This window comes from Streptomyces populi, assembly GCF_002911015.1.
In the GTDB taxonomy this organism is placed as follows: Bacteria; Actinomycetota; Actinomycetes; order Streptomycetales; family Streptomycetaceae; genus Streptomyces; species Streptomyces populi.
This window is the reverse complement of the sequence record NZ_KZ626866.1, coordinates 70227-94129: the sequence shown is the minus strand read 5'-3', so window position 1 is coordinate 94129 and position 23903 is coordinate 70227. Positions and strand designations below refer to the sequence as shown.

The window sequence follows — 23903 nt, the reverse complement described above, 5'->3', positions numbered from 1 at the left end:
GTGCCGGTGCGTCGTGGGTCGGGGCCGTGCCGGTGCATCAGCCCGTCGCCGTCGGGTGAGGGGTGGGCGTCGGTGGCGACGGGCATCGATGTACCGGCACGGCCCCTCGCGTGCGTACCCGGCTGCGGGTGCGTCGTGGTGTGGGCGCAGCCCCTCATCGGCGTGAGTTTCAGCCCCTCCGGCGTTTGAGGAGCGGGGTCTGGGGCGGAGTCCCCGGTATGGGTCGGGTAGGGGCGGAGGGGGCGAGAAAACGCTTGGGGGTGGAGGAACCCCGGGTTCCGGGGATCAAGCCGGTTCCGAGGAGGCGGCCCCCCGGGGACAAAAAACCCTCGGCAGCCCCAGGGCTGTACAAGCAGCTACGCGCGTAGATATGCTCGTCTGGTGACCATGCCCACCTCTGCCCACGCACTCGGCGACGTGACTGCGTCCGACAGCACGCTGCGCCGCTTCCTCCACGGGCTGCCCGGCGTCGACGCGGTCGGCCTGGAGGCGCGCGCCGCCTCGCTCGGTACCCGTTCCATCAAGACCACCGCGAAGGCGTACGCCATCGACCTCGCCATCTCGATGGTCGACCTGACGACGCTGGAAGGCGCGGACACCCCGGGCAAGGTCCGGGCACTCGGCGCCAAGGCGGTCCTTCCGGACCCGACCGACCGCACGACGCCCACCACGGCGGCGGTCTGCGTCTATCCCGACATGGTGGCCGTCGCGAAGGAGGCCGTCGCCGGTTCCGGGGTGAAGGTCGCCTCGGTCGCGACCGCGTTCCCGGCCGGCCGCGCCGCGCTCGCCGTGAAGCTGGCCGACGTCCGTGACGCCGTCGCCGCGGGCGCCGACGAGATCGACATGGTCATCGACCGCGGGGCGTTCCTCGCGGGCGACTACATGAAGGTGTACGACGAGATCGTCGCCGTGAAGGAGGCCTCGGGCGCCGCCCGGTTGAAGGTCATCTTCGAGACCGGCGAGCTCTCCACGTACGACAACATCCGGCGGGCGAGCTGGCTCGGCATGCTCGCCGGGGCCGACTTCATCAAGACCTCCACCGGCAAGGTGGCCGTGAACGCGACGCCCGCGAACACGCTGCTGATGCTGGAGGCCGTCCGCGACTTCCGCGCCCAGACCGGCGTGCAGGTCGGGGTGAAGCCGGCCGGCGGCATCCGCACCACGAAGGACGCCGTCAAGTTCCTGGTCCTGGTGAACGAGACCGCGGGCGAGGACTGGCTGGACAACCACTGGTTCCGCTTCGGCGCGTCCTCGCTCCTGAACGACCTGCTCATGCAGCGTCAGAAGCTGGCCACCGGCCGCTACTCCGGCCCCGACTACGTGACGGTGGACTGATCCATCATGGCTTCCGCATTCGAATACGCCCCGGCGCCCGAGTCCCGCTCCGTCGTCGACATCGCCCCCTCCTACGGCCTGTTCATCGACGGTGAGTTCACCGAGGCCGCCGAGGGCAAGGTCTTCAAGACCGTCTCCCCCTCCACCGAGGAGGTCCTCTCCGAGATCGCCCAGGCGGGCGAGGCGGACGTCGACCGCGCGGTGAAGGCGGCCCGCAAGGCGTTCGTGAAGTGGTCCGCACTGCCGGGCTCCGAGCGCGCCAAGTACCTGTTCCGCATCGCGCGGATCATCCAGGAGCGCAGCCGCGAGCTGGCCGTCCTGGAGACGCTGGACAACGGCAAGCCGATCAAGGAGACCCGCGACGCGGACCTCCCCCTGGTCGCCGCGCACTTCTTCTACTACGCGGGCTGGGCCGACAAGCTCGACCACGCCGGTTTCGGCGCGAACCCGCGTCCGCTGGGCGTCGCGGGCCAGGTCATCCCGTGGAACTTCCCGCTGCTGATGCTGGCGTGGAAGATCGCGCCCGCCCTCGCGACCGGCAACACGGTCGTCCTCAAGCCCGCGGAGACGACGCCCCTGACGGCGCTGTTCTTCGCGGACATCTGCCGCCAGGCGGGCCTGCCCAAGGGTGTCGTCAACATCCTTCCCGGGTACGGCGACGCGGGCGCGGCGCTGGTCGCGCACCCGGACGTGGACAAGGTCGCCTTCACCGGCTCCACGGCCGTGGGCAAGGAGATCGCGCGGACGGTCGCGGGTTCGCACAAGAAGGTCACGCTCGAACTGGGCGGCAAGGGCGCGAACATCGTCTTCGACGACGCCCCGATCGACCAGGCCGTCGAGGGCATCGTCAACGGCATCTTCTTCAACCAGGGCCAGGTCTGCTGCGCGGGTTCGCGGCTGCTGGTCCAGGAGTCGATCCACGACGAGCTGCTCGACTCGCTCAAGCGCCGGCTGTCGACGCTGCGCCTCGGTGACCCGCTGGACAAGAACACGGACATCGGCGCGATCAACTCCGAGGAGCAGCTCTCCCGCATCACCTCGCTCGTCGATCAGGGCGAGGCCGAGGGCGCCGAGCGCTGGTCCCCGGCCTGTGAACTCCCGTCCGCCGGCTACTGGTTCGCCCCGACGCTCTTCACGAACGTCACCCAGGCGCACACCGTCGCCCGGGACGAGATCTTCGGTCCGGTGCTGTCCGTCCTGACGTTCCGCACCCCGGACGAGGCGGTCGCCAAGGCCAACAACTCCGCGTACGGCCTCTCGGCGGGCGTCTGGTCCGAGAAGGGCTCCCGGATCCTCGCCGTGGCGAACAAGCTCCGCGCGGGTGTCGTCTGGTCCAACACGTTCAACAAGTTCGACCCGACCTCGCCGTTCGGCGGGTACAAGGAGTCGGGCTTCGGCCGCGAGGGCGGCCGTCACGGCCTGGAGGCGTACCTCGCCCCGTCTAGCCCGGAGGGCGAGCGATAAATGAGTGCAGCCGAGAAGTCCGAGCAGCAGCGCCTGAGCGTCTTCAAGACCTACAAGCTGTACGTGGGCGGCAAGTTCCCGCGTTCCGAGAGCGGCCGGGTGTACGAGGTGAGCGACTCCAAGGGCAAGTGGCTGGCGAACGCGCCGCAGTCGAGCCGCAAGGACGCCCGTGACGCGGTCGTCGCCGCGCGCAAGGCGTTCGGCGGCTGGTCCGGCGCGACCGCGTACAACCGCGGCCAGGTCCTGTACCGCGTCGCCGAGATGCTGGAGGGCCGCAAGGAGCAGTTCGTCCGCGAGGTGGCCGACGCGGAGGGCCTGTCGAAGGCGAAGGCGGCGGCCGTCGTCGACGCGGCGATCGACCGCTGGGTCTGGTACGCGGGCTGGACCGACAAGATCGCCCAGGTCGTGGGCGGCGGAAACCCGGTCGCGGGGCCGTACTTCAACCTGTCCTCCCCCGAGCCGACGGGTGTGGTGACGGTCCTGGCGCCGCAGGAGTCGTCGTTCCTCGGTCTGGTGTCGGTGATCGCCCCGGTGATCGCCACCGGCAACACGGTGATCGTGATCGCCAGCGAGAAGTCCCCGCTCCCGGCGCTGTCGCTGGGCGAGGTGCTGGCCACCTCCGACGTGCCCGGCGGTGTCGTGAACATCCTGTCCGGCCGGACCGCGGAGATCGCGGCCCCGCTGGCCGCGCACCAGGACGTCAACGCGATCGACCTGGCCGGCGCGGACGAGGTGCTGGCGAAGGAGCTGGAGATCGCGGCCGCGGACAACCTGAAGCGCGTCGTCCGTCCACAGGCTGTGGATTACGCGCGGACTCCCGGGACCGAGCGCCTGACGGCCTTCCTGGAGACGAAGACGGTCTGGCACCCGACCGGTTCCCTGGGCGCCGGGGGCTCGTCCTACTGAGCCCCGGTCCGCCGACGCCCTGAGATGTCGGGGCCCCGACCCGTGTCCCCGGGGCTCCGCGCACGAGAGAGCCGCGTTCCCCCTCCGTCCAGGGGGAGCGCGGCTCTCTCGTGTCCCGGGCCGCCGAAGGCCCGTGGGGGAGGTTCAGTGCAGGAGGCCGGTCGCCTGGCCGACCCCCGGGACGCTGCCGACCGACTGGGCCTGCGCCACCGGCCCGGTGAGCGTCTTCGAGGACAGCGGCTTGAAGTCCCCGACCTGGGTGCCCAGGCCGTTGTCGAGCGGGTCCACACCGGTGCCGGCCAGCGGGTTGGGCTTGAGGCCCTCGACGGGGGCCGTGACATGCCCCACGGTCCCGGTCAGCTCCTTCGCCCCCGCCTGCGGGTCGACGTGGCCGAGCGAGGCGGACCGGGTGCGCACGGTGTCGACGACGGAAGCCGTGTCCGCGAAGGCCGGTGTGGCCGCGGCCGCACCGGCGGCGGCCACACCGACCATCGCCGCGATCCGCGCCGTCGTACGGGCCAGGGTGTTCCGCTGAGCTGCGTGTCGCGCCATCAGGTATTCCTCTTTGACTAGCGGAGAGTGAAGAGCGGAGTGCGATTGGTGCGACACGCACAGTAGTTGACGGGGATCGCGCCCCGGGGGGCCAATGCGGTGGATTCGCCCCTGCGGGTCAACAGGCATATCAGCGCCACTCGTCACATCCACCCGACGTCTGTCCGCACATACGGCAAAGCCGGGGATAATGGCGGGGAGCCGCGCCGACGCGCGGCGCCGCCGGACCCGTCACAGAAGGTGCAGACCATTGGGTTCCCCTCTCCCGATACCCGCCCGGGTGGTGCTGCTCTGCGGTCCCTCCGGTTCCGGTAAGTCCCTTCTCGCCGCCGCCTCCGGGCTCCCGGTGCTCCGCCTCGACGACTTCTACAAGGAGGCCGGCGACCCGACGCTGCCCCAGGTCGAGGGCAGCGCGGACATCGACTGGGACCACCCGCTGTCGTGGGACGCGGACACCGCCGTCGCCGCGATCGAGGAACTGTGCCGTACGGGACGTACGACCGTCCCCGTCTACGACATCTCCCTGAGCGCCCGCACCGGCGCCGAGGCCCTGGGCATCGACGGGTCACCGCTGTTCATCGCGGAGGGGATCTTCGCCGCCGAGATCGTCGAGCGCTGCCGTGAACTCGGTCTCCTCGCCGACGCGTTGTGCCTGTCCCGGGGCGCGGTCACCACGTTCCGGCGCCGTTTCGTGCGGGACCTGAGGGAGGGCCGCAAGTCGGTTCCCTTCCTGCTGCGGCGCGGCTGGCGGCTGATGCGCGCCGAGCGCTCCATCGTGGCGCGCCAGGCCGCCCTGGGCGCCCACCCCTGCGACCGGGACGAGGCACTCGTCCGGCTGACGGCCGCCGCGGCCGCACAAGCCGCACAGCGGACGTCCGCCCCCACGACGGCGGCCTAGGGCGGGCAATCGCCCACGGCCCCCGGGAACGCGCGAACGGAAGAAGGTCCAGGCGGACCCCCGACCGCCTGGACCTTCTTCCGTTTCCCCCGTGGTCCCCCGTGACACGGTCCGATCCCCGTGACCCGTTTCCCCGTGACCCCGTTCGGTGTCGGCTCCCCCCGGAACCGACTCCCCCGTCACCGGCTCCCCCCGGAGCCGGCCCCCGTCCTTCGGACCCTCAGGCGACGAGCTCCCCGAAGGACTCCTCCTCGTCACGGCCGAAGCTGAGGACCTCGTCCTCACGCATCCGGCGGAGCGACCGCCAGATGCTGGACTTCACCGTGCCGACACTGATGCCGAGGATCTCCGCGATCTCCGGGTCGGTGCGGCCCTCGTAGTAACGAAGGACCAGCATCGTGCGCTGGAGTTCGGGCAGCCGGGCCAGCGCCTGCCACAGGACCGCGCGCAGCTCGGTGCCGCGCATCGCGTCCGTGTCGCCGGGCGTCTCCGGCAGCTCCTCGGTCGGGTACTCGTTCAGCTTGCGGCGGCGCCACGCGCTGATGTGCAGGTTCGTCATGGTGCGGCGGAGGTAGCCCCCGACCGCGGCCTTGTCGCTGATCCGGTCCCAGGCCCGGTAGGTCGAGAACAGCGCGCTCTGCAGCAGGTCCTCGGCCTCGAAGCGGTCACCGGTCAGGTGGTAGGCGGTTGCGTACAGGGAGGCGCGGCGCTCCTGGACGTAGGCGGTGAAGGCCGCTTCGGCCTCCGCGCTCCCCGTCCCGGAACGACGCTCCCCCGTGCCCTCCCCGTACGCGGCTCCCCCGTGAGCCTTCCCCCCCGTCGTGCCCACGGCGGCGGGCGCCGTGGCGTTCTCCCCCGTGAAACCGTCAACCACCGTCATGTACACGGTGTGCTGACGCCCGGCGCCGCGAGCGCACCCCCGTCCGCTCACAACCCCGGACTTCTCCGTCGCCCGGTTGCTGACGTCGTGGAGCCGCGTGACAACTGCGCTAGTGCTGGTGCTGTGCAGCGTGTTCATCTCGCGCCCCCCGTCGTGGAGTCCCGGATCTTCGGTTCGTTCCGTCGTGCGTCCTGCCTTGTGTCGAAAAGCTTGCCGGGCCCACTTCATGGCCTTGTCCGCCGACTGTCACAGACCTGTCACAGGGGACACCCACAGGCGCGCCACAGCGCGATCACGGAGAAGAGCGGTACGACTACGCAGATGACCACTTGGGCCCCGGCCGGCGCCCGAGAGGGCCTTCGATGTGCCCGGGCGACCAGTGGGAGCGCTCCAACAGTCGATACCCGAGCATGACATGGGCCAGAATGACATCCGTGCCTTCCCTGTTGCTGATCGAGGACGACGACGCCATCCGGACGGCCCTGGAGCTCTCTTTGACGCGCCAGGGACACCGGGTGGCCACCGCTGCCACCGGCGAGGACGGTCTGAAGCTGTTGCGCGAGCAGCGACCGGATCTGATCGTGCTGGACGTGATGCTGCCCGGCATCGACGGATTCGAGGTGTGCCGGCGCATCCGGCGCACCGACCAGCTGCCGATCATCCTGCTGACCGCGCGCAGTGACGACATCGACGTCGTGGTCGGACTGGAGTCCGGCGCCGACGACTACGTCGTCAAGCCGGTGCAGGGCCGGGTGCTCGACGCCCGGATCCGTGCCGTGCTGCGCCGCGGCGAGCGGGAGGCGAACGACTCGGCGTCGTTCGGCTCGCTGGTCATCGACCGGGCCGCGATGACGGTCACCAAGAACGGTGAGGATCTGCAACTGACGCCCACCGAGCTGCGGTTGCTCCTGGAGCTGAGCCGCAGGCCCGGACAGGCCCTGTCCCGGCAGCAGTTGCTGCGTCTGGTGTGGGAACACGACTACCTGGGCGACTCGCGCCTGGTCGACGCCTGTGTGCAGCGGCTGCGCGCCAAGGTGGAGGACGTGCCGTCCTCGCCCACCCTGATCCGTACCGTTCGCGGCGTCGGCTACCGGCTGGACAACCCTCAGTGACCAAACCGCAGGACAAGCTCCGCGGCTGGGCCGCGGCGCGCAAGGCGTTGCTGTCCGGTCTGCGCTTCACCAGTCTGCGGCTGCGCCTGGTCGTCGTGTTCGGACTCGTGGCGCTCACCGCCGCCGTGTCCGCGTCGGGCATCGCGTACTGGCTCAACCGCGAAGCCGTGCTGACGCGTACCCAGGACGCGGTGCTGCGTGATTTCCAGCAGGAGATGCGCAACCACGCGAGCATGCTGCCCGTGCACCCGGCGCAGGACGAACTCCAGCGCACGGCCGGGCAGATGGCGAACAGCAGCCAGCGCTTCAGCGTGCTGCTGACCGCCGAGGACGTCGACGGCAAGATGATCACCGGCAACTCCGAGCTGGACACGTTCACCCTGGAGGACGTTCCCAAGTCCCTCCGCAAGGCGGTGAACAAGCAGCAGCCGCTGTCCTCGACGAACAAGTCCGCGTACCACCTGTACTGGCAGCGGATCACCGAGCACGACAAGTCGTACCTCGTGGGCGGGGCCCGGGTGATCGACGGCAGCACGACCGGTTACATGCTCAAGTCGCTCGAGCCGGAGGCCAAGGACCTCAACTCCCTCGCCTGGTCGCTGGGGATCGCGACGGGGCTCGCGCTGATCGGGTCGGCACTGCTCGCCCAGGCCGCCGCGACCACCGTCCTCAAGCCGGTCCACCGGCTGGGCATCGCGGCCCGCCGGCTCGGCGAGGGCAAGCTGGACACCCGGCTGCGGGTCTCCGGCACGGACGAACTCGCCGATCTGTCACGGACGTTCAACCGGACGGCGGAGTCGCTGGAGAAGCGGGTCGCGGACATGAGCGCCCGGGACGAGGCGTCCCGCCGGTTCGTCGCCGACATGTCCCACGAACTGCGCACCCCGCTCACCGCGATCACCGCCGTCACCGAGATCCTCGAAGAGGAACTGGACGCGCAGACCGGCAGCGTCGACCCGATGATCGAGCCGGCCGTACGGCTGGTCATCAGCGAGACCCGCCGCCTGGGCGACCTGGTCGAGAACCTGATGGAGGTGACCCGCTTCGACGCGGGCACCGCCCGGCTCATCCTCGACGACGTGGACATCGCCGACCAGATCACCGCGTGCATCGACGCGCGCGCGTGGCTGGACGCGGTCGACCTGGACGCCGACCGCGGCATGACGGCCCGGCTCGACCCGCGCCGCCTCGACGTGATCCTGGCGAACCTGATCGGCAACGCGCTCAAGCACGGCGGTTCGCCGGTGCGGGTGTCGGTGCGGGTGGAGGGCGAGGAACTGGTCATCGAGGTGCGGGACCACGGCCCCGGCATCCCCGAGGACGTCCTGCCGCACGTCTTCGACCGGTTCTACAAGGCCAGCGCGTCCCGCCCGCGTTCCGAGGGCAGCGGTCTGGGTCTGTCCATCGCCCTGGAGAACGCCCACATCCACGGCGGCGAGATCACCGTGGCGAACTCTCCCGAAGGCGGGGCCGTCTTCACGCTGCGCCTGCCCCAGGACGCGTCGGAACTGCTCGCCGGCGACCCGCGGGACCGCGACGGCTCCGCACCCGGGAACGGCACGGAAGGCACCGCCGGATGACCACCGCACACCCCACCGGCCCACGGACACCCGCGCCTTCCCTGCGCAGGGCGCTGCCCTGGCTGGCCGTTCCGCTGCTCGGCGCGCTGCTCACGGGGTGCGGCATCCGTCCCACCCAGGTGCCCACCGACTTCGGTCCGGCGCCCTCCCGGGTGCCCTGCGCCCTCTCCGGCCCCGACATCACCACCCAGACCGCGCACGGTGTGCCGGTCCAGGTGTTCCTGCTCTGCTCGGAACAGCTGGTGACGGTCGACCGGTCGGTGCGCATCCCGGACGGCACGGCGGAGGCGGCGCGCCGGGTCCTGGTGGCCCAGGCGCTGCTGGACGAACTCGCCGAGGCTCCGTCGACGCCCGAGGAGCAGGCCGGGTACACGACGGACGTGCGCGGCGGCATGACGGTCGCCGGGCCCCACGACGGGGATCCCGAGGACACGCTCCGGCTGAGCACCTCGCCGCACGACCTCACCCCGACGGCCCTCGCCCAGATCGTCTGCACCTTCTCTGACTCGGCCGCGGCGCGGGACGACGGGAGCGTCGTCCTGGGCGGTCCCGTCCCCTCCGCCCTGCGCAGCTACGAGTGCACCCCCGAGGTGCGCGCCGCCCCGGGCGACACGGCCCCGGCGTCGTCGGCTGTCCGGAGTTCGTAACGCTACGGGGCCGAAAACCACCGCAGCGGAACCGATCGTGCCGGAGGCCGCGTCTTGGGGGGCGTGCAGCGTCAAGGTTCTGAGGACGGCAGCGCCGTCACCCGCGTCCGTGTGGCAGGAGGTGTCCTCCTCGTCGCACATCTGGCGCTCGTCGCCTGGATCACGCTGCGTCCGCTGGACGTCCCCTGGGTGAGCGCCGCCAATCTGCGGCCCTTCGCGGGTATCAGAGCCGACCTCGCGCTGGACCCCGAGACGGCGGCCCGGCGCATCGCCGCGGGCCTCGGCCTGCTCGCCCCGCTGGGGGTGCTGCTCCCGATGGCGGGGGGCAGGCTCGCCGTCTCCCCGCTCGGCTCGCTCCTGCGGACGACCGCGGCCGGCGTGCTGCTGTCGCTGGGCATAGAGCTGTTGCAGACCGGGGTGCCGGGCCAGGTCGTGGACATCGACTCGATCATGCTGAACTCCCTCGGCGTGGCCCTCGCGCACCTCGCGGTCGTGCCCGCCACGAGGGCCCGGTTCCGGCGCAGGGCCGAGACGCGGCGCCGGGCGGCCGTCCTGCGGGAGGACCACGCTCAGGGTCGGACCCCGACGATTCCCAGGGTCGGGATCGCTCCCTAGGGCGAGGTTTCGCGCGCTTCGTCCCCGTAGCGTCGAAGACATCGGTGAAGGCACCGATGAGAACGACGAAGCCGGCCCCGCCGGCACTCGACGACGGTTCGCGAAGGAGCCACCATGACCGCCCTTGCCCGCCCCACGAACGGCCGCATGATCGGCGGAGTCTGTGCTGCGCTGGCACGGCGCTTCGGCACTTCGGCGACGACGATGCGCGTCGTCTTCCTCCTGTCCTGTCTGCTCCCCGGCCCGCAGTTCCTGCTCTACATAGCGCTGTGGATCCTCTTCCCGTCCGAGGACAAGGTCTCCCGTACCGCCTGGTGACGGGGCGGACACCCGGCGGCGACCGGGCGGGCGGACGGCGAACGCCGGTGGGGCGCACCCTCCTCGGGTGCGCCCCACCGGCGTTCGTACGGCCGGAGCCGGCCCGGCCGCGCGGCCGGTCTCCGTACGGCGAAAGGCCCCCGGCCCGGGCGGGCGGGGGCCCGCGTCCGACGCGGAGCGTCGACGGACGGCGTCAGCCCAGCGGGATCCCGTTGACCGGCACACCGTGCGTGGGCAGTCCCTGCACCGGCATCCCCCCGAGCAGTCCGGCCGCGGGCGCGGTCGGACCGCCGGCGAACGCACCCGCGGCGGTGGGCTGTGCGGCGGCCATGCCCATGCCGAGGGCGCCCTGGCTCTGGGCGAGCGCCTGGGCGGTACCGGGCAGCGAGGAGGCGTCCTTCCCGGCGGGCAGCGTCCTGGTGACGGTGTCCAGCGCCGAGGAGGCGTCCGGCACGGCCGGGGCGGCGTTCGCGGCACCCGCGCCGACGGCGGCGAAAGCGGCGCCGAGAGCGGCGACACCGAGGGTCTTGGCGGCAGACTGCTTCATCGTGAATGCGTCCTTGGGATGGGTGGGACGGGGATATGAGCGGTCCAGAACCGTAAACACGCGATCCCGCCGTCCGCAAACAAGGAAAAGCGGCCGAATCATGGCGGAGAAGTGAAGATCCGGCCGCTTCCCGTCCACCCCGATCAGGCCGTGTCCCCCGCGGAACCGCTGGTCGAGGCCGTCTGCTGGAACAGCCATTCGGACTTCAATTCCGCGTATCCGGGCTTGATCACGTCATTGATCATGGCCAGCCGTTCATCGAAAGGAATGAACGCCGACTTCATAGCATTGACAGAAAACCATTGCATGTCGTCGAGCGAGTAACCGAACGCCTCGACCAGGTGCTCGAATTCCTGGCTCATGCTCGTACCCGACATCAATCTGTTGTCGGTATTCACCGTGGCACGGAAATGCAGGCGCCGCAGCAGCCCGATGGGGTGGGCCGCGTACGAGTCCGCGGCGCCGGTCTGGAGGTTGGAGCTGGGGCACAGCTCCAGCGGGATGCGCTTGTCGCGGACGTAGGACGCGAGCCGCCCGAGCTCCACCGAGCCGTCCTCGCGCACCTGGATGTCGTCGATGATGCGGACGCCGTGCCCGAGCCGGTCGGCACCGCACCACTGGAGGGCCTGCCAGATGGACGGCAGGCCGAACGCCTCGCCGGCGTGGATCGTGAAGTGGTTGTTCTCCCGCTTCAGGTACTCGAAGGCGTCGAGGTGGCGGGTGGGCGGGAAGCCGGCCTCGGCGCCCGCGATGTCGAAGCCGACGACGCCCGAGTCGCGGTAGCGGTTGGCCAGTTCGGCGATCTCCAGGGCGCGGGCCGCGTGCCGCATCGCGGTCAGCAGGGCGCCGACCCGGATGCGGTGGCCGTTCTCCCGGGCCAGCCGCTCCCCTTGCCGGAAGCCCTCGTTGACCGCCTCGACGACCTCTTCGAGACTGAGCCCGCCCTCCAGGTGCTGCTCGGGCGCGTACCGCACCTCGGCGTAGACGACCCCGTCCTCGGCCAGGTCCTCGGCGCACTCGGCGGCGACCCGCACCAGGGCCTCACGGGTCTGCATGACGGCGCAGGTGTGGGCGAAGGTCTCCAGGTAGCGTTCCAGCGAACCGGAGTCGGCGGCCTCGCGGAACCAGATCCCGAGCTTGCCGGGATCCGTCTCGGGGAGGTTCGAGTACCCGGTGTCACGGGCGAGTTCGACGATCGTGCCGGGGCGCAGGCCCCCGTCGAGGTGATCGTGCAGCAGGACCTTGGGCGCCCGGCGGATCTGCTCCGAGCTCGGGGTGTTCAGGATCTGGCTCGTCATTTCCGCACTGTAGCCCCTACGCGCGTAGATCTCCTGTTGTACGCATCCGCCGATATGTAACGGTGACCGTGCGGACGGGTGGCGTACACCCTCGCTTCTGACACTGTTCTGTCATGGCACAGCAAGCGACGCCGGTTCGCAGGGCCCGGCTGGGGAGGGCGCTCGGTCAAGAGCCGACGGCGGTCAGCGGAGTTGTTCTGCTGCTGCCGGGCGGCGAGGAGACCTCTGCCCGAAGACCCTCGCCCATGAGGGCGACCGCCTCCGTACGCGCGCTCGGGCGCCGACTGAGCCGCGCGGGACGCACGGAAGGCCTGGTCACCCACGTGGTGCACTACCGGGTCCGCGGCTGGAACGGCGGCGAGGCACACCTCGCGGCCGACGCGTCCTGGGCCGCGGACGAGATCGTCCGCCGCTACGGCGACGTGCCCGTGTGCCTGGCCGGTTTCGACATGGGCGGCAGGGCGGCCCTGCGCGCGGGCGGGCACCCGGCCGTCAACTCCGTGCTGGCGCTGGCACCCTGGCTGCCCGAGGACGACGTCGCCGCGCCACCCGAACCGGTGAAACAGCTGGCCGGGCGGCGGGTGCTGATCGTGCACGGCACCAACGACGCCCGTACCGACCCGGAGTTGTCCTTCCGGCTCGCGGCCCGCGCGAAGAAGGCCAACCGCGGCATCTGCCGGTTCGAGGTCCACTCGGACGGGCACGCGCTGCACCAGCACCGGCACGAAGTCCTCGCCCTCGCCGAGGACTTCGTGCTGGGCTCGCTGTTCGGCCACGCCTACTCCCGCCCGGTCGAGGACGCCTTCGCCGCACCACCGCCGCTCGGCCTGCGGATGCCGCTCGCGGCGGGCTTCGGGCAGTCGTTGCGCCGCTAGGGAGACCGGGACCGGCCAGGGCGGGTCCGCGAAGTCGCGTCGCCGGGCAGGCGGGACCTCGCGGAAACGCCCTAGTCGGGCAGCAGGCGGCCGCGCCGGGACAGCAGGAACTTCTTGAAGGCGGCCACCGGCGGGGTGTCCGGGTGGCCGTCCAGCCAGGCGACGCCGATCTCGCGCACGGCGCGCGGGGCGGTGACCGTGAGTTCGACGACTCCCGGACGGGCGACGGCCGGCGGCGGCAGCAGGGCGACGCCGAGCCCGGCGGCGACCAGGCCCCGGAGCGTCTCCGCCTCCTCCCCCTCGAAGGCGATGCGCGGCCGGAACCCCGCCTCCTGGCACAGGTCGTCGGTGATGCGGCGCATCCCGTAGCCGGGCTCCAGGGTCACGAAGGTCTCGTCGGCCGCCTCGGCGAGACGGATGCGCCTGCGCGCGGCGAGCCGGTGGTCGGCGGGCACGACCAGACGGAGCTTCTGCTCGTCGAGCCGACGGCCCACCAGATCGGGCGCGTCCGGCACGGGCGAGGTGAGGCACAGGTCCAGCTCGCCCGACCGCAGCCGCTCCAGCATCGCCTCCCCGTAGTTCTGCACCAGGCTGAAGCGGACCCGCGGATGATCGGCGCGGAACGCGCGGATCAGTCCCGGCACCGTCTCCGAGCCCATCGTGTGCAGGAAGCCGAAGGCGACCTTGCCGGTGGCCGGGTCGGCGTCCTCGCGCACCTCCTCCGCCGCGCGCCCGACCTCGGCGAGGGCCCGTTCCACGGAGGAGAGGAAGGTGCGGCCGGCGGGGGTCAGCGACACCGTCCGGCCGTGGCGCGCGAACAGGTCCACGCCCAGGTCCTGTTCGAGCCGGACCATCGCCCTGGACAGGGTCGACTGGGGGACCCCCATCTGCTCCGCGGCCCGGGTGACGTGCTCGGTGCGGGCGACGCCGGCGAAGTACGCCAGGCGCGGGGCGAGCAGTCTCGCGAAGTGCGCGCTGTCTTCTGTGTCACTGAACGGTGACAGGTGAGCCTCTGACCTCTGCTGATGCTCCATGGGAACGATTATGGCGATTCCATGCATTGGACGGATGAACGGCGGGTCCTTAGGTTCGGAGCATGCCTTCCGCCAGTACCGGGGCGTCCGTCACCACGGGCGCCGCCGTCTCCGCTCCCCTCGCCGCCTCCGTCCCCGCCGCCGACTCCCGCATGGCCCCCGGCGGTCCCGGCTACCGCCGGATGAGCTTCGCGCTCTTCCTCGCGGGCGTCGCCACCTTCGCGCTCCTGTACTCCACCCAGGCCCTGCTCCCGCTGCTCTCCTCGGACTTCGGGGTGAGCGCGAGCGAGGCGAGCTGGACGGTGTCGGCCGCGACGGGCGGGCTCGCGCTGTTCGTCCTGCCGATGAGCGCGCTGTCGGAGCGCTTCGGTCGGCGCACGTTGATGACGGCGTCCCTGGTGGTGGCGGTCACCGTCGGCCTCCTGGTCCCCTTCGCGCCGTCGATCGGGGCACTGGTGGCGCTGCGGGCGGTCCAGGGCGCGGCGCTCGCGGGGCTTCCGGCGTCGGCGACGGCGTACCTGGCGGAGGAGGTCCGTCCCAAGGCGCTGATCACCGCGATCGGTCTGTTCGTCGCGGGCAACAGCGTCGGCGGGATGAGCGGCCGGGTCATCACCGGCTGGGTGGCGCAGGAATGGGGCTGGCGGGTGGCCGTCGGCACGATCGGGCTGATCGCCGTGGTCTGCGCGGTGGCCTTCCGGCTGCTGCTCCCCGCGCCGCGGCACTTCACCCCGGGTTCGCTGCGGCCCCGGGTGCTGGCCCGCACGGTGCGCGGCCATCTGGCGAACCCGCTGCTGTGCCGGCTGTACGCGATCGGCGCGCTGTTCATGACGGTGTTCGGCGGGGTCTACACGGTCATCGGCTACCGCCTCGGCGAGGCGCCCTTCTCGCTCCCGCAGGGCATCGTGGGCTCGGTCTTCCTGATCTATCTCGTCGGTACGGTGTCGGCGTCGACGGCGGGCCGGCTGGCCGGCCGCCTGGGCCGCCGCGGGTCCCTCTACCTGGCGGGCGCCACCACGACCGCCGGTCTGCTCCTGTCCCTCGCCGGCTCCCTGGCCATGGTGCTGCTCGGCCTGGTCCTGATCACCGCGGGCTTCTTCGCGGGGCACGCGGTGGCCTCCTCGTCGGTGAGCCACACCGCGAAGGAGGGCCGGGCGCAGGCGTCGGCCCTCTACCAGTCCGCGTACTACATCGGTTCCAGCGCCGGCAGCACGCTGGGCGCGGTCGCCTTCCACGCGGGGGGCTGGGCGGGCACGGTGGCCATGGGGCTGTTCGCGGTGCTGGGAGTCGTCTCGATCACCCTGTTCGGCACCCGCGCGGCCCGTACCGCAGCGCGCCGCGTGCCCGCGCCGGCCCACTGAGGACCCGCGGCCGAGGACCGTCGAGGACCCGCGGCCGAGGACCGTCGAAGACCCGCGGCCGAGGACCGTCGAAGACCCGCGGCCGAGGACCGTCGAAGACCCGCCGTCGAGGACCGTCGAAGACCCGCCGTCGAGGACCGTCGAAGACCCGCCGTCGAGGACCGTCGAAGACCCGCCGTCGAGGGCCCGGGAGGAGTCTCCGGGCCCTCGCGGCTCTCCGGAGCACCGACCGTGACCTGCCGTTTCGTCCGCTCCGTACGTCATTGTCAGTGGGCTGCGGTAGCTTCCGAAGTGCCGGCGCGATGACGCGCGGATCGGAAACAGCCACAGGGGTGGGTTGGCGTGAGCGAGGGTACGGCGACGACGGCGGACCTGGAGGTCCGGCTGGAGAAGCACCGGGTCGAGCTGACCGGGTACTGCTACCGGATGCTCGGCTCGTCCTTCGAGGCCGAGGACGCGGTGCAGGACACGATGGTCCGGGCCTGGCGCAGCTACGACAAGTTCGAGGGCCGCTCCTCGATGCGCTCCTGGCTCTACCGGATCGCGACGAACGTGTGCCTGGACATGCTCAACGCGGGCAACAAGAGAGCTCGTCCGATGGATCTCACGGGCCCCTCGCCGCTCGCACAGGCCGCGCTCACCCCCCGCCCGGACAACACCTGGCTGGAGCCGATGCCCGACGGCCGCGTACTGCCGGCGACCAGCGATCCGGCGGAGGCGGCAGTGGCCAAGGAATCGGTACGTCTGGCCTTCATGGCGGCCCTGCAACAGCTGCCGCCCAAGCAGCGCGCGGTGCTCATCCTGCGCGAGGTCCTCGCGTGGCGGGCGAGCGAGGTCGCCGAACTGCTCGGCACGAGCGTCGCCTCGGTCAACAGCGCGCTCCAGCGGGCCCGCGCCACCCTCGCCGAGAGCGACGGGGCGGGCGCGGACGCCGCGACCTCCGACCCGCTCGACGAGGAGCAGCAAAAGCTCCTGGAGCGCTACGTGGCGGCCTTCGAGGGGTACGACATGACGGCGCTGACTGCGCTCCTCCACGAGGACGCGCTCATGACGATGCCGCCGTTCGACCTGTGGCTGCGGGGCACGGACGACATCACCGGCTTCATGACGACACTGGGCGCGGCCTGCGCCGGTTCGCGTCTGGTCCCGGTCGAGGTCAACGGCCTGCCGGGCTTCGCGCAGTACAAGCCGGACGAGGAGGCGGGCGGCCACACCCCCTGGTCGGTGCAGGTGCTGGAGATCTCAAAGGGCCGCATCTCCGGGTTCCACTTCTTCCTGGACACGGCCCGCTGGTTCCCGCTCTTCGGACTCCCCCTCCACCTCGACGGACCCGAGGCTCCCGGGCCCCGGGGCGAGGGCGGGCCCACGGTCGGCGCAGGTCTCGAAGCGGAGGCCGACGAGGTCGAGTAGGGCGCGCAGCGCCGGGTCGGGGCCGCGCAGGCGTATCCGGCCTCCCGCCCGGCGGGCCGCCAGTTCCATGCGGGCCAGCGCGTCGACGGCGGTGAGGCCGGGCGGCCCGAGTCCGGCGACGTCGCAGACCACGACCCCGGCGCCGGTCGTCCCGAGAAGCGTCCGGACAGCCTCGCAGAGCCGGGGCACCTCGTCCCGGGTGACGAGTCCTGGCAGCACGAGCACGGCCGGTTTCACGGAGTCCACGGTCAGTAGGACCGCCGGGCGGCCGTGAACTCATCGCGGACGACCCGGAAGATCACGTCGCCCTGGGCCGTACCCCGGACCACGGCCCGCGCTCCGCGCTTCGGGAAGCCCTTCAGTCCTCGGGGAACTCGGCGGTGTCGATGACCAGGTCGAAGGGCGCGGGCAGCTTGAGGGACTCGCCGAACTTGACGGCGCTGAGGAGGCGGTAGACATCGCCCTTGGGTTCCCCGAAGAGCGTCATGGTCGGACCGCCGGGTGCCCAGCGGTCGACGAGGAGGTAGAACGGGATGCCCGCGGCGGCATAGGCGGCGGGCTTGCTGACGCGGTCGGTGCGGGCGTTGGTCTTCGAGGTGACCTCGACGACCAGTTCGGCGAGCGCCGCCGGGATGTGGGTGTCCGTGTCGGTGCCCTCCCTCACCGGCGCGACCACGATGTCCGGGATGAGCATGCCCAGGCGCGACGGCACGGCGACGGCCAGGGTCTGGAAGACCTCCCAGTCCTCAGGGATCACGGAGTAGAGGCGACGCTGGATGCGTGCCGCGATCACGTTGTGACGGTAGGCGGGAGCAGGTGACACGGTGATGATCCCCTCGATGATCTCCACCTTGCTGCCCTCGGGCCATTCCATCTCCTCCCAGAACCGGACGAGGTCGTCCCAGCTCTGCTCGGGGTCCTGGCTCACGGTGAGTGCGCTCATGGCGGTCTCCTGTTCGGTGCGTCACCGAGTACAGCATGGCGAACGGGACCGGTGGAGGTCCACCGGTCCCGTTCACCCGAATGAGGAAACCGCAGGTCAGGCGATGCGGTCCAGCACGATCGGGGTGGGCTTGAAGTCCGTGCCGGGCGCGGCGACGTCGTACGAGCCCTCGACGGCCTGGAGCGCGTAGTCGAAGCGGTCCGGGGTGTCCGTGTGGAGGGTCATGAGGGGCTGGCCCGCGGTCACCGTGTCGCCCGGCTTGGCGTGCAGCTCGACGCCCGCGCCGGCCTGCACCGGGTCCTCCTTGCGGGCGCGTCCGGCGCCCAGGCGCCAGGCGGCGATCCCGACGTCGTACGCGTCGAGGCGGGTCAGCACGCCGGAGGACGGGGCGCTGACGACGTGCGTCTCGCGCGCGGTGGGCAGCGCGGCGTCCGGGTCACCGCCCTGGGCGGCGATCATGCGGCGCCACACGTCCATCGCGGAGCCGTCGGCGAGGGCCTTCGCCGGGTCGGCGCCCTTGATCCCGGCCGCGTCGAGCATCTCGCGCGCCAGGGCGACGGTGAGCTCGACGACATCGGCGGGACCGCCGCCGGCGAGGACCTCGACCGACTCGCGGACCTCCAGGGCGTTGCCCGCGGTCAGGCCGAGCGGCGTCGACATGTCGGTGAGGAGCGCGACCGTCTTCACACCGTGGTCGGTGCCGAGGCCCACCATGGTGGAGGCCAGCTCGCGGGCGTCCTCGATGGTCTTCATGAAGGCGCCGGTGCCGACCTTGACGTCGAGGACCAGCGAGCCGGTGCCCTCGGCGATCTTCTTGGACATGATGGAGGAGGCGATCAGCGGGATCGCCTCGACCGTGCCGGTGACGTCGCGCAGCGCGTAGAGCTTCTTGTCGGCCGGGGCGAGTCCGTCGCCGGCCGCGCAGATGACCGCGCCCGTGGTGTCGAGGACGTGCAGCATCTCCTCGTTGGACAGCAGCGCGCGCCAGCCCGGGATCGACTCCAGCTTGTCCAGGGTGCCGCCGGTGTGGCCGAGGCCGCGTCCGGACAGCTGGGGCACCGCGGCACCGCAGGCGGCGACGAGCGGGGCCAGCGGGAGGGTGATCTTGTCGCCGACGCCGCCCGTGGAGTGCTTGTCGGCGGTCGGGCGGGACAGGGAGGAGAACTCCATGCGCTCGCCCGAGGCGATCATCGCGGCCGTCCAGCGGGCGATCTCACGGCGGTTCATGCCGTTGAGCAGGATCGCCATGTTGAGGGCGGCCATCTGGTAGTCGGCGACCTCGCCGCGGGTGTACGCGTCGATGACCCAGTCGATCTGCTGGTCACTGAGTTCGGCTCGGTCCCGCTTGGTGCGGATGACGGAGACGGCGTCCATGGCGTTCCTTCCGGAAGATGAGCGGCCCCTCCCCGGCATCAGCCGGTCGGAGGGGCCGCGGGGCATTACTTGGTGAGATGGCCCGGCCCGAAGGCCTGCGGGAGCATCTCGGAGAGGGGCACGAGCCCGCGCGGTGTCTCCAGGATCAGTTCCTCCCCGCCGAACTCGAACAGGAGCTGCCGGCAGCGTCCGCACGGGACGAGGATCTCGCCCTGTCCGTCGACGCACGTGAAGTGCGTCAGCCGGCCGCCCCCGGTGGCCCGCAGTTCGGAGACCAGACCGCACTCGGCGCACAGGCCCAGGCCGTAGGAGGCGTTCTCGACGTTGCAGCCGGAGACGATCCGGCCGTCGTCGACGCGGGCGGCGGCGCCGACCGGGAAGTCCGAGTAGGGGGCGTACGCGCGGGTCATCGCGGTACGGGCCACCTCCCGCAGTTCCTCCCAGTCGACGTCCGCGGACTCCGCGCCGGCGGCTGTCACTTGCCCTGTCCCTTCCGGTACGGCAGACCGTCCGCCTTCGGCATGCGCAGGCGCTGGGCCGACAGCGAGAGGACGAGCAGGGTGATGACGTACGGCGTGGCGGAGACGATCTGGGTGGGCACCTCGTTGGTGGTGGCGTACCAGAGGAAGACGAGGACGCCGACGACCAGGGTGATGACGGCCGAGACGTACTTCTTCTTGACCGCGAGCCAGATCGCGCCGATGGCGAGCAGGATGGCGCCGAGCAGGAGCAGGGCGTGGACGTTCTCGGAGCCGCCGCGCAGGTTGAGGCTGTCGGTGTAGCCGAACAGTCCGGCGCCGAGCGCGAGGCCACCGGGCATCCAGTTGCCGAAGATCATCGCCGCGAGACCGATGTAGCCGCGGCCGGCGGTCTGGCCCTCCAGGTAGAAGGGGTTGGCGACGAGGGAGAGGAAGACTCCGCCGAGGCCGGCCAGGCCGCCGGAGATGATCACGGCGATGTACTTGTACTTGTAGACGTTCACGCCGAGCGACTCGGAGGCGATCGGGTTCTCACCGCAGGACCGCAGGCGCAGACCGAACGAGGTGCGCCACAGGACCCACCAGGTGCCGGGGATCAGGGCGACGGCGATGAGGGTCAGCCAGGAGACGTCGGTGACCAGACCGCCGAGCAGGCCCGCGATGTCCGAGATGAAGAACCAGCCCTTGTTGTTCAGGGTGGTGAGCCAGTCGGACAGCCCCGGCACGGTGAACTGGCCGAGCGAGTCGACCGGCGGGGACTGCTTGGCCGAGCCGCCCTGGTGGCCCACGAAGGCGATCGGCGAGAGGTAGCGGGTGATGCCGAGCGCGAGGATGTTGATGGCCACACCGGAGACGATGTGGTTGACGTTGAAGGTGACCGTGATGATCGCGTGCAGCAGACCGCCGAGGGCGCCGCCGATGATGCCGATCACGACACCGGTCCACGGACCCCACTGGTAGCCGGCCCAGGCGCCGAACCAGGTGCCGAGGATCATCATGCCCTCGAGGCCGATGTTGACGACGCCGGAGCGCTCGGCCCACAGACCGCCGAGACCGGCCAGGCCGATCGGGACGGCCAGTTCGAGCGCGGTCGACATCTGGCTGACGTTGGTGATGCCGTCGGCGCCCGTGATGATGCGGACGATCGAGGTCAGCGCCAGGGCGCCCGCGATCACCAGCAGGAGGACGGGAAGCGACATACGGCGGCCGCCGGGAGCCGCGGGCTGCGCCGTCGGCTGGTTGACGTCGGTTGCGGTGGTCATCGGCCCGCCACCTCCTTGTCGGTGTTGTCGTTGCCGCCGAGGACGTTGCCCGCGGCGAGTTCGGCGCCCACGCGGCGCTGCTGGCGGCGCAGACCCCACTCGCGCACGGATTCGTAGGAGACCACGACCGCGATCACGATCAGGCCCTGCATGATGACCGCGATCTCCTTGTCGTACCCGTGGAAGTCGAGCTCGGGCGAGGCCTTGTCGAGCCAGGCCCACAGCAGGGAGGCGAAGGCGATGCCGACGGGGCTGTTGCGGCCGAGCAGCGCGATGCCGATGCCGAGGAAGCCGATGCCGGTGGGGAAGTTCAGGCTGTAGGTGTGGGTGTCGCCGAGCAGGATCGGCAGACCCGCGAGACCGGCGATGCCGCCGGAGAGGAGCATCGCGGTGAGCACCATGCGCTTGGGGTCGACACCGCTGGCCGCGGCGGCGGACTCGGAGGCGCCGGAGGCGCGCAGGTCGAAGCCGAAGCGGGTGCGGTTGAGGACGATCCAGTAGCCGATGCCGAGGAGCACGGCGAGGATGACCAGGCCGTAGATCTCACCGGCGTCGCCCATGCTGAAGCCGGGGATCCAGCCGGACTTGTGCATCTCGCCGGTGGTGTTGTTGTTGCCGAGCTTGACGCCGAAGACGTCGGGCAGCCACAGGTAGGCGATGACGGAGGTCGCGATCGCGTTCAGCATGATCGTCGCGACGACCTCGCTGACCCCGCGGGTGACCTTCAGGACACCGGCGATACCGGCCCAGAACGCGCCGGTGCAGATCGCCGTGATCATCAGCAGCGGGACCTGGAGCACGGCCGGCAGCGCGACGTGCGCGCCGACGACCGCGGCCATCATGGCGGCGAGCTGGTACTGACCGTCGACACCGATGTTGAACAGGTTCATCCGGAAGCCGATGGCCACCGCCAGCGCCGCGATGTAGTACAGCGAGGCCTGGTTGATGATCAGGACCTGGATGTCGGAGTACGTCGCCTGCTGGAACATGATCGTGTACGGCTCGATCGGGCTCTTGCCCGAGGCGAGCAGCACGATCGAGGTCAGCGCCACGGCGACGACGAGCGCGATGACCGGTCCGGCCACCGCGAGGAGCATGCGCTCCTTGTCGAACTTCTTCATCAGCGGGCCTCGTCTTCCGGGGCGTCCGGCGCCGGGTTCTCGGTGGGCTCTTCGAGCTCGGCCGCTTCGGCGAGCTCCTCGTTCTCCAGGTGTCCGGAAGCGGCACCGGTCATGGCCGAGCCGAGTTCCTCCGGGGTGATGGTGGCCGGGTCCGCGTCCGCGACCAGCTTGCCGTTGAAGATCACCCGGAGCGTGTCGGACAGGCCGATGAGTTCGTCCAGGTCCGCGGAGATCAGCAGAACGGCGAGTCCCTCGCGGCGCGCCGCGCGGATCTGGTCCCAGATCTGCGCCTGCGCGCCGACGTCCACACCACGGGTGGGGTGGGCGGCGATCAGGAACTTCGGCTTGTGGCTCATCTCGCGGCCGACGATCAGCTTCTGCTGGTTGCCGCCGGACAGGGAGGCCGCGGTGACGTCGATGCCGGGGGTGCGCACGTCGTACTGCTCGACGATGCGGCGGGTGTCCTGCTGGGCACCCTTGATGTCGATCCAGAAGCCCTTGGCGTTGGGCTTCTCGGTGACGTGGCCGAGGATGCGGTTCTCCCAGAGGGGTGCCTCCAGGAGGAGGCCGTGGCGGTGGCGGTCCTCGGGGATGTAGCCGATGCCGTTCTCACGGCGCTTGCGCGTGGACATCCCGGTGATGTCCTCGCCCATGAAGCGGACGGCACCGGAGTCCGCGGCCTTCAGGCCGATCAGGGCGTCGATGAGCTCGGTCTGGCCGTTGCCCTCGACACCCGCGATGCCCATCACCTCACCGGCGTGGATGGTGAAGGAGACGTGGTCGAGCACGAGCCGTACGGCGCCGCGCTCCACCTCGTCCATGAGCAGGGCCGCGGAGCCCTTGCCCATCGACACCGAGCCCTTGGCGAAGACGACCAGGTCGTCGACCTCGATCACGGCCTGGTCGGTGACCGTGGACTCGGAGGTCTCCGGCGTGGGCAGTTCGCTGCCGACCATCAGCTCGGCGAGCTGGCGCGGGGTCGTCTCGGAGGGGACGGCGGTGCCGACCGTCGTACCGCGGCGGATGACCGTGATGTCGTCGGCGACGGAGAGGACCTCGCCCAGCTTGTGCGAGATGAAGATGACCGACAGGCCCTCGGCCTTGAGCTCGCGCAGGTTGTCGAAGAGCGCGTCGACCTCCTGGGGCACTAGGACGGCGGTGGGCTCGTCGAGGATCAGGATGCGGGCACCGCGGAAGAGGACCTTGAGGATCTCCACGCGCTGCCGTTCGGCGACGCCGAGCTCCTCGACCAGGACGTCGGGGCGGACCCCGAGGCCGTAGCGGTCGGAGATCTCGATGATCTTGCGGCGGGCCTTGGCGCCGATCCCGTACAGCTTCTCGCTGCCGAGGGTGACGTTCTCCAGGACGGTGAGGTTGTCGGCCAGCATGAAGTGCTGGTGGACCATGCCGATGCCGCGGGCGATGGCGTCGCCGGGCGACGAGAAGGCGACTTGTTCGCCGTCGACGGCGATGGTGCCCTCGTCCGGCTTCTGCATGCCGTAGAGAATCTTCATCAGCGTCGACTTGCCGGCGCCGTTCTCGCCGACGAGGGCGTGCACGGTGCCCTTGCGGACGCTGAGGTGGATGTCGTGGTTGGCCACGACGCCAGGGAATCGCTTGGTGATCCCGGCGAGTTCGACAGCGGTCGCCTGACCGTTGACCGCGCCGGCCGGAGGGCTGCTGGACGCGTTGATGGCGCACTCTCCTGAGGGAAAGGGGGTCGTCTACGCGCGTAGCGCCCCTACGGCAACGAAAGGGGTCACGTGCCGCGAGAACGGGATACGAGGAGCGAGGCTCCTCGTATCCCGTCGAGCGGACGTAACCCCGCGGTTACCAAGCGACCCCGGGGCAGAACAGGCGCCGCTCTGTGCCGGCCGGCACTGGAACTCGCCCGA

Annotated in this window: 23 protein-coding genes and 1 pseudogene; 12 read left to right on the top strand and 12 right to left on the bottom strand. The window is 70.9% G+C overall.

From position 1 onward, the window contains the following. Positions 1-387: 387 nt before the first annotated feature. From deoC to CW362_RS16435, 3 genes are read left to right on the top strand one after another with little or no spacing between them, the layout of a single operon-like run. Positions 388-1335, top strand: a complete 948-nt coding sequence (deoC, locus tag CW362_RS16445; protein ID WP_103550207.1) for a deoxyribose-phosphate aldolase — start codon at positions 388-390, stop codon at positions 1333-1335. A 6-nt stretch (positions 1336-1341) separates the two neighbouring features. After that, positions 1342-2799, top strand: coding sequence for an aldehyde dehydrogenase family protein (locus tag CW362_RS16440; protein ID WP_103550206.1), 1458 nt, complete (start codon positions 1342-1344; stop codon positions 2797-2799). Further along, the gene (locus CW362_RS16435) at positions 2800-3705 is read left to right on the top strand and encodes an aldehyde dehydrogenase family protein (protein ID WP_103550205.1); all 906 of its coding nucleotides are present in this window, start codon (positions 2800-2802) and stop codon (positions 3703-3705) included. A gap of 144 nt (positions 3706-3849) precedes the next feature. On the opposite strand, the gene CW362_RS16430 is transcribed toward CW362_RS16435, so the two are convergent. Then, complete coding sequence (locus tag CW362_RS16430; protein ID WP_103550204.1) at positions 3850-4257, bottom strand: hypothetical protein; 408 nt, start codon at positions 4255-4257, stop codon at positions 3850-3852. Between the two features lie 250 nt (positions 4258-4507). Between CW362_RS16430 and CW362_RS16425 the strand changes: the two genes are divergently transcribed. Further along, positions 4508-5155: a uridine kinase family protein gene (locus tag CW362_RS16425; RefSeq protein ID WP_103550203.1), complete on the top strand. Its 648-nt coding sequence runs from the start codon at positions 4508-4510 to the stop codon at positions 5153-5155. Between the two features lie 220 nt (positions 5156-5375). Here CW362_RS16425 and CW362_RS16420 read toward each other — a convergent pair whose 3' ends face one another. Next, positions 5376-6173, bottom strand: coding sequence for a SigE family RNA polymerase sigma factor (locus tag CW362_RS16420; protein ID WP_103550202.1), 798 nt, complete (start codon positions 6171-6173; stop codon positions 5376-5378). Between the two features lie 296 nt (positions 6174-6469). Here CW362_RS16420 and afsQ1 point away from each other — a divergent pair, with 296 nt between their 5' ends. The 5 genes from afsQ1 (at position 6470) to CW362_RS16395 (ending at position 10307) form a co-directional block, all read left to right on the top strand. Beyond that, positions 6470-7147: a two-component system response regulator AfsQ1 gene (afsQ1, locus tag CW362_RS16415; RefSeq protein ID WP_037625670.1), complete on the top strand. Its 678-nt coding sequence runs from the start codon at positions 6470-6472 to the stop codon at positions 7145-7147. Next, positions 7144-8727, top strand: a complete 1584-nt coding sequence (locus CW362_RS16410; protein WP_240657822.1) for a sensor histidine kinase — start codon at positions 7144-7146, stop codon at positions 8725-8727. Before afsQ1 ends, CW362_RS16410 begins: the two co-directional genes overlap by 4 nt. After that, positions 8724-9374: a hypothetical protein gene (locus tag CW362_RS16405; RefSeq protein ID WP_103550201.1), complete on the top strand. Its 651-nt coding sequence runs from the start codon at positions 8724-8726 to the stop codon at positions 9372-9374. Before CW362_RS16410 ends, CW362_RS16405 begins: the two co-directional genes overlap by 4 nt. A 63-nt stretch (positions 9375-9437) precedes the next feature. Then, positions 9438-9989 carry a VanZ family protein gene (locus CW362_RS16400; protein ID WP_103550200.1) on the top strand — a complete coding sequence of 184 codons (552 nt, stop codon included), beginning with the start codon at positions 9438-9440 and terminating at the stop codon, positions 9987-9989. A 114-nt stretch (positions 9990-10103) separates the two neighbouring features. Next, on the top strand, positions 10104-10307 hold the full coding sequence (locus CW362_RS16395) for a PspC domain-containing protein (RefSeq protein WP_103550199.1): 204 nt from the start codon (positions 10104-10106) through the stop codon (positions 10305-10307). 193 nt (positions 10308-10500) lie between these two features. Here the strand turns inward: CW362_RS16395 and CW362_RS16390 are convergent, their stop codons facing one another. Both CW362_RS16390 and CW362_RS16385 read right to left on the bottom strand, forming a co-directional pair. Next, on the bottom strand, positions 10501-10854 hold the full coding sequence (locus CW362_RS16390; RefSeq protein ID WP_103550198.1) for an ATP-binding protein: 354 nt from the start codon (positions 10852-10854) through the stop codon (positions 10501-10503). A 143-nt stretch (positions 10855-10997) separates the two neighbouring features. Next, on the bottom strand, positions 10998-12152 hold the full coding sequence (locus CW362_RS16385; RefSeq protein WP_103550197.1) for an adenosine deaminase: 1155 nt from the start codon (positions 12150-12152) through the stop codon (positions 10998-11000). A gap of 113 nt (positions 12153-12265) precedes the next feature. Between CW362_RS16385 and CW362_RS16380 the strand changes: the two genes are divergently transcribed. Next, the gene (locus CW362_RS16380) at positions 12266-13027 is read left to right on the top strand and encodes an alpha/beta hydrolase (RefSeq protein WP_103550196.1); all 762 of its coding nucleotides are present in this window, start codon (positions 12266-12268) and stop codon (positions 13025-13027) included. Positions 13028-13098: 71 nt separating this feature from the next. On the opposite strand, the gene CW362_RS16375 is transcribed toward CW362_RS16380, so the two are convergent. Next, on the bottom strand, positions 13099-14061 hold the full coding sequence (locus CW362_RS16375; RefSeq protein ID WP_103550195.1) for a LysR family transcriptional regulator: 963 nt from the start codon (positions 14059-14061) through the stop codon (positions 13099-13101). Positions 14062-14123: 62 nt separating this feature from the next. Between CW362_RS16375 and CW362_RS16370 the strand changes: the two genes are divergently transcribed. Together CW362_RS16370 and CW362_RS16365 are read left to right on the top strand one after the other, a co-directional pair. Then, on the top strand, positions 14124-15419 hold the full coding sequence (locus tag CW362_RS16370; RefSeq protein ID WP_103550194.1) for an MFS transporter: 1296 nt from the start codon (positions 14124-14126) through the stop codon (positions 15417-15419). A 342-nt stretch (positions 15420-15761) separates the two neighbouring features. Further along, positions 15762-16829: a sigma-70 family RNA polymerase sigma factor gene (locus CW362_RS16365; protein WP_103550193.1), complete on the top strand. Its 1068-nt coding sequence runs from the start codon at positions 15762-15764 to the stop codon at positions 16827-16829. Positions 16830-16868: 39 nt separating this feature from the next. On the opposite strand, the pseudogene CW362_RS44490 reads toward CW362_RS16365, so the two are convergent. From CW362_RS44490 to CW362_RS16325, 7 genes and pseudogenes are all read right to left on the bottom strand, one after another. Next, positions 16869-17018: pseudogene (locus CW362_RS44490) on the bottom strand (STAS domain-containing protein); the annotation flags it as partial. 169 nt (positions 17019-17187) lie between these two features. Then, positions 17188-17772 carry a Uma2 family endonuclease gene (locus CW362_RS16355; RefSeq protein ID WP_103550191.1) on the bottom strand — a complete coding sequence of 195 codons (585 nt, stop codon included), beginning with the start codon at positions 17770-17772 and terminating at the stop codon, positions 17188-17190. Between the two features lie 96 nt (positions 17773-17868). Beyond that, positions 17869-19146: a thymidine phosphorylase gene (locus CW362_RS16345; RefSeq protein WP_103550189.1), complete on the bottom strand. Its 1278-nt coding sequence runs from the start codon at positions 19144-19146 to the stop codon at positions 17869-17871. Between the two features lie 65 nt (positions 19147-19211). Then, positions 19212-19625, bottom strand: a complete 414-nt coding sequence (locus CW362_RS16340; protein ID WP_103550188.1) for a cytidine deaminase — start codon at positions 19623-19625, stop codon at positions 19212-19214. Further along, entirely contained in the window at positions 19622-20887 is a 1266-nt protein-coding gene (locus CW362_RS16335) for an ABC transporter permease (RefSeq protein WP_103550187.1), read from the bottom strand. Before CW362_RS16335 ends, CW362_RS16340 begins: the two co-directional genes overlap by 4 nt. After that, a complete protein-coding gene (locus CW362_RS16330; RefSeq protein WP_103550186.1) occupies positions 20884-22008 on the bottom strand; it encodes an ABC transporter permease in 1125 nt (374 codons plus the stop codon). Before CW362_RS16330 ends, CW362_RS16335 begins: the two co-directional genes overlap by 4 nt. Next, positions 22008-23702, bottom strand: a complete 1695-nt coding sequence (locus CW362_RS16325) for an ABC transporter ATP-binding protein (protein ID WP_103550185.1) — start codon at positions 23700-23702, stop codon at positions 22008-22010. The genes CW362_RS16330 and CW362_RS16325 overlap by 1 nt, the downstream gene beginning before the upstream one ends. Positions 23703-23903 lie beyond the last annotated feature (201 nt).

Coding starts and splice junctions, on each gene's coding strand:
- deoC (WP_103550207.1), top strand. CDS start 388: ATGCCCACCTCTGCCCACGCACTCGGCGACGTGACTGCGTCCGACAGC.
- CW362_RS16440 (WP_103550206.1), top strand. CDS start 1,342: ATGGCTTCCGCATTCGAATACGCCCCGGCGCCCGAGTCCCGCTCCGTC.
- CW362_RS16435 (WP_103550205.1), top strand. CDS start 2,800: ATGAGTGCAGCCGAGAAGTCCGAGCAGCAGCGCCTGAGCGTCTTCAAG.
- CW362_RS16430 (WP_103550204.1), bottom strand. CDS start 4,257: ATGGCGCGACACGCAGCTCAGCGGAACACCCTGGCCCGTACGACGGCG.
- CW362_RS16420 (WP_103550202.1), bottom strand. CDS start 6,173: ATGAACACGCTGCACAGCACCAGCACTAGCGCAGTTGTCACGCGGCTC.
- CW362_RS16405 (WP_103550201.1), top strand. CDS start 8,724: ATGACCACCGCACACCCCACCGGCCCACGGACACCCGCGCCTTCCCTG.
- CW362_RS16395 (WP_103550199.1), top strand. CDS start 10,104: ATGACCGCCCTTGCCCGCCCCACGAACGGCCGCATGATCGGCGGAGTC.
- CW362_RS16390 (WP_103550198.1), bottom strand. CDS start 10,854: ATGAAGCAGTCTGCCGCCAAGACCCTCGGTGTCGCCGCTCTCGGCGCC.
- CW362_RS16385 (WP_103550197.1), bottom strand. CDS start 12,152: ATGACGAGCCAGATCCTGAACACCCCGAGCTCGGAGCAGATCCGCCGG.
- CW362_RS16380 (WP_103550196.1), top strand. CDS start 12,266: ATGGCACAGCAAGCGACGCCGGTTCGCAGGGCCCGGCTGGGGAGGGCG.
- CW362_RS16375 (WP_103550195.1), bottom strand. CDS start 14,061: ATGGAGCATCAGCAGAGGTCAGAGGCTCACCTGTCACCGTTCAGTGAC.
- CW362_RS16370 (WP_103550194.1), top strand. CDS start 14,124: ATGCCTTCCGCCAGTACCGGGGCGTCCGTCACCACGGGCGCCGCCGTC.
- CW362_RS16355 (WP_103550191.1), bottom strand. CDS start 17,772: ATGAGCGCACTCACCGTGAGCCAGGACCCCGAGCAGAGCTGGGACGAC.
- CW362_RS16345 (WP_103550189.1), bottom strand. CDS start 19,146: ATGGACGCCGTCTCCGTCATCCGCACCAAGCGGGACCGAGCCGAACTC.
- CW362_RS16335 (WP_103550187.1), bottom strand. CDS start 20,887: ATGACCACCGCAACCGACGTCAACCAGCCGACGGCGCAGCCCGCGGCT.
- CW362_RS16330 (WP_103550186.1), bottom strand. CDS start 22,008: ATGAAGAAGTTCGACAAGGAGCGCATGCTCCTCGCGGTGGCCGGACCG.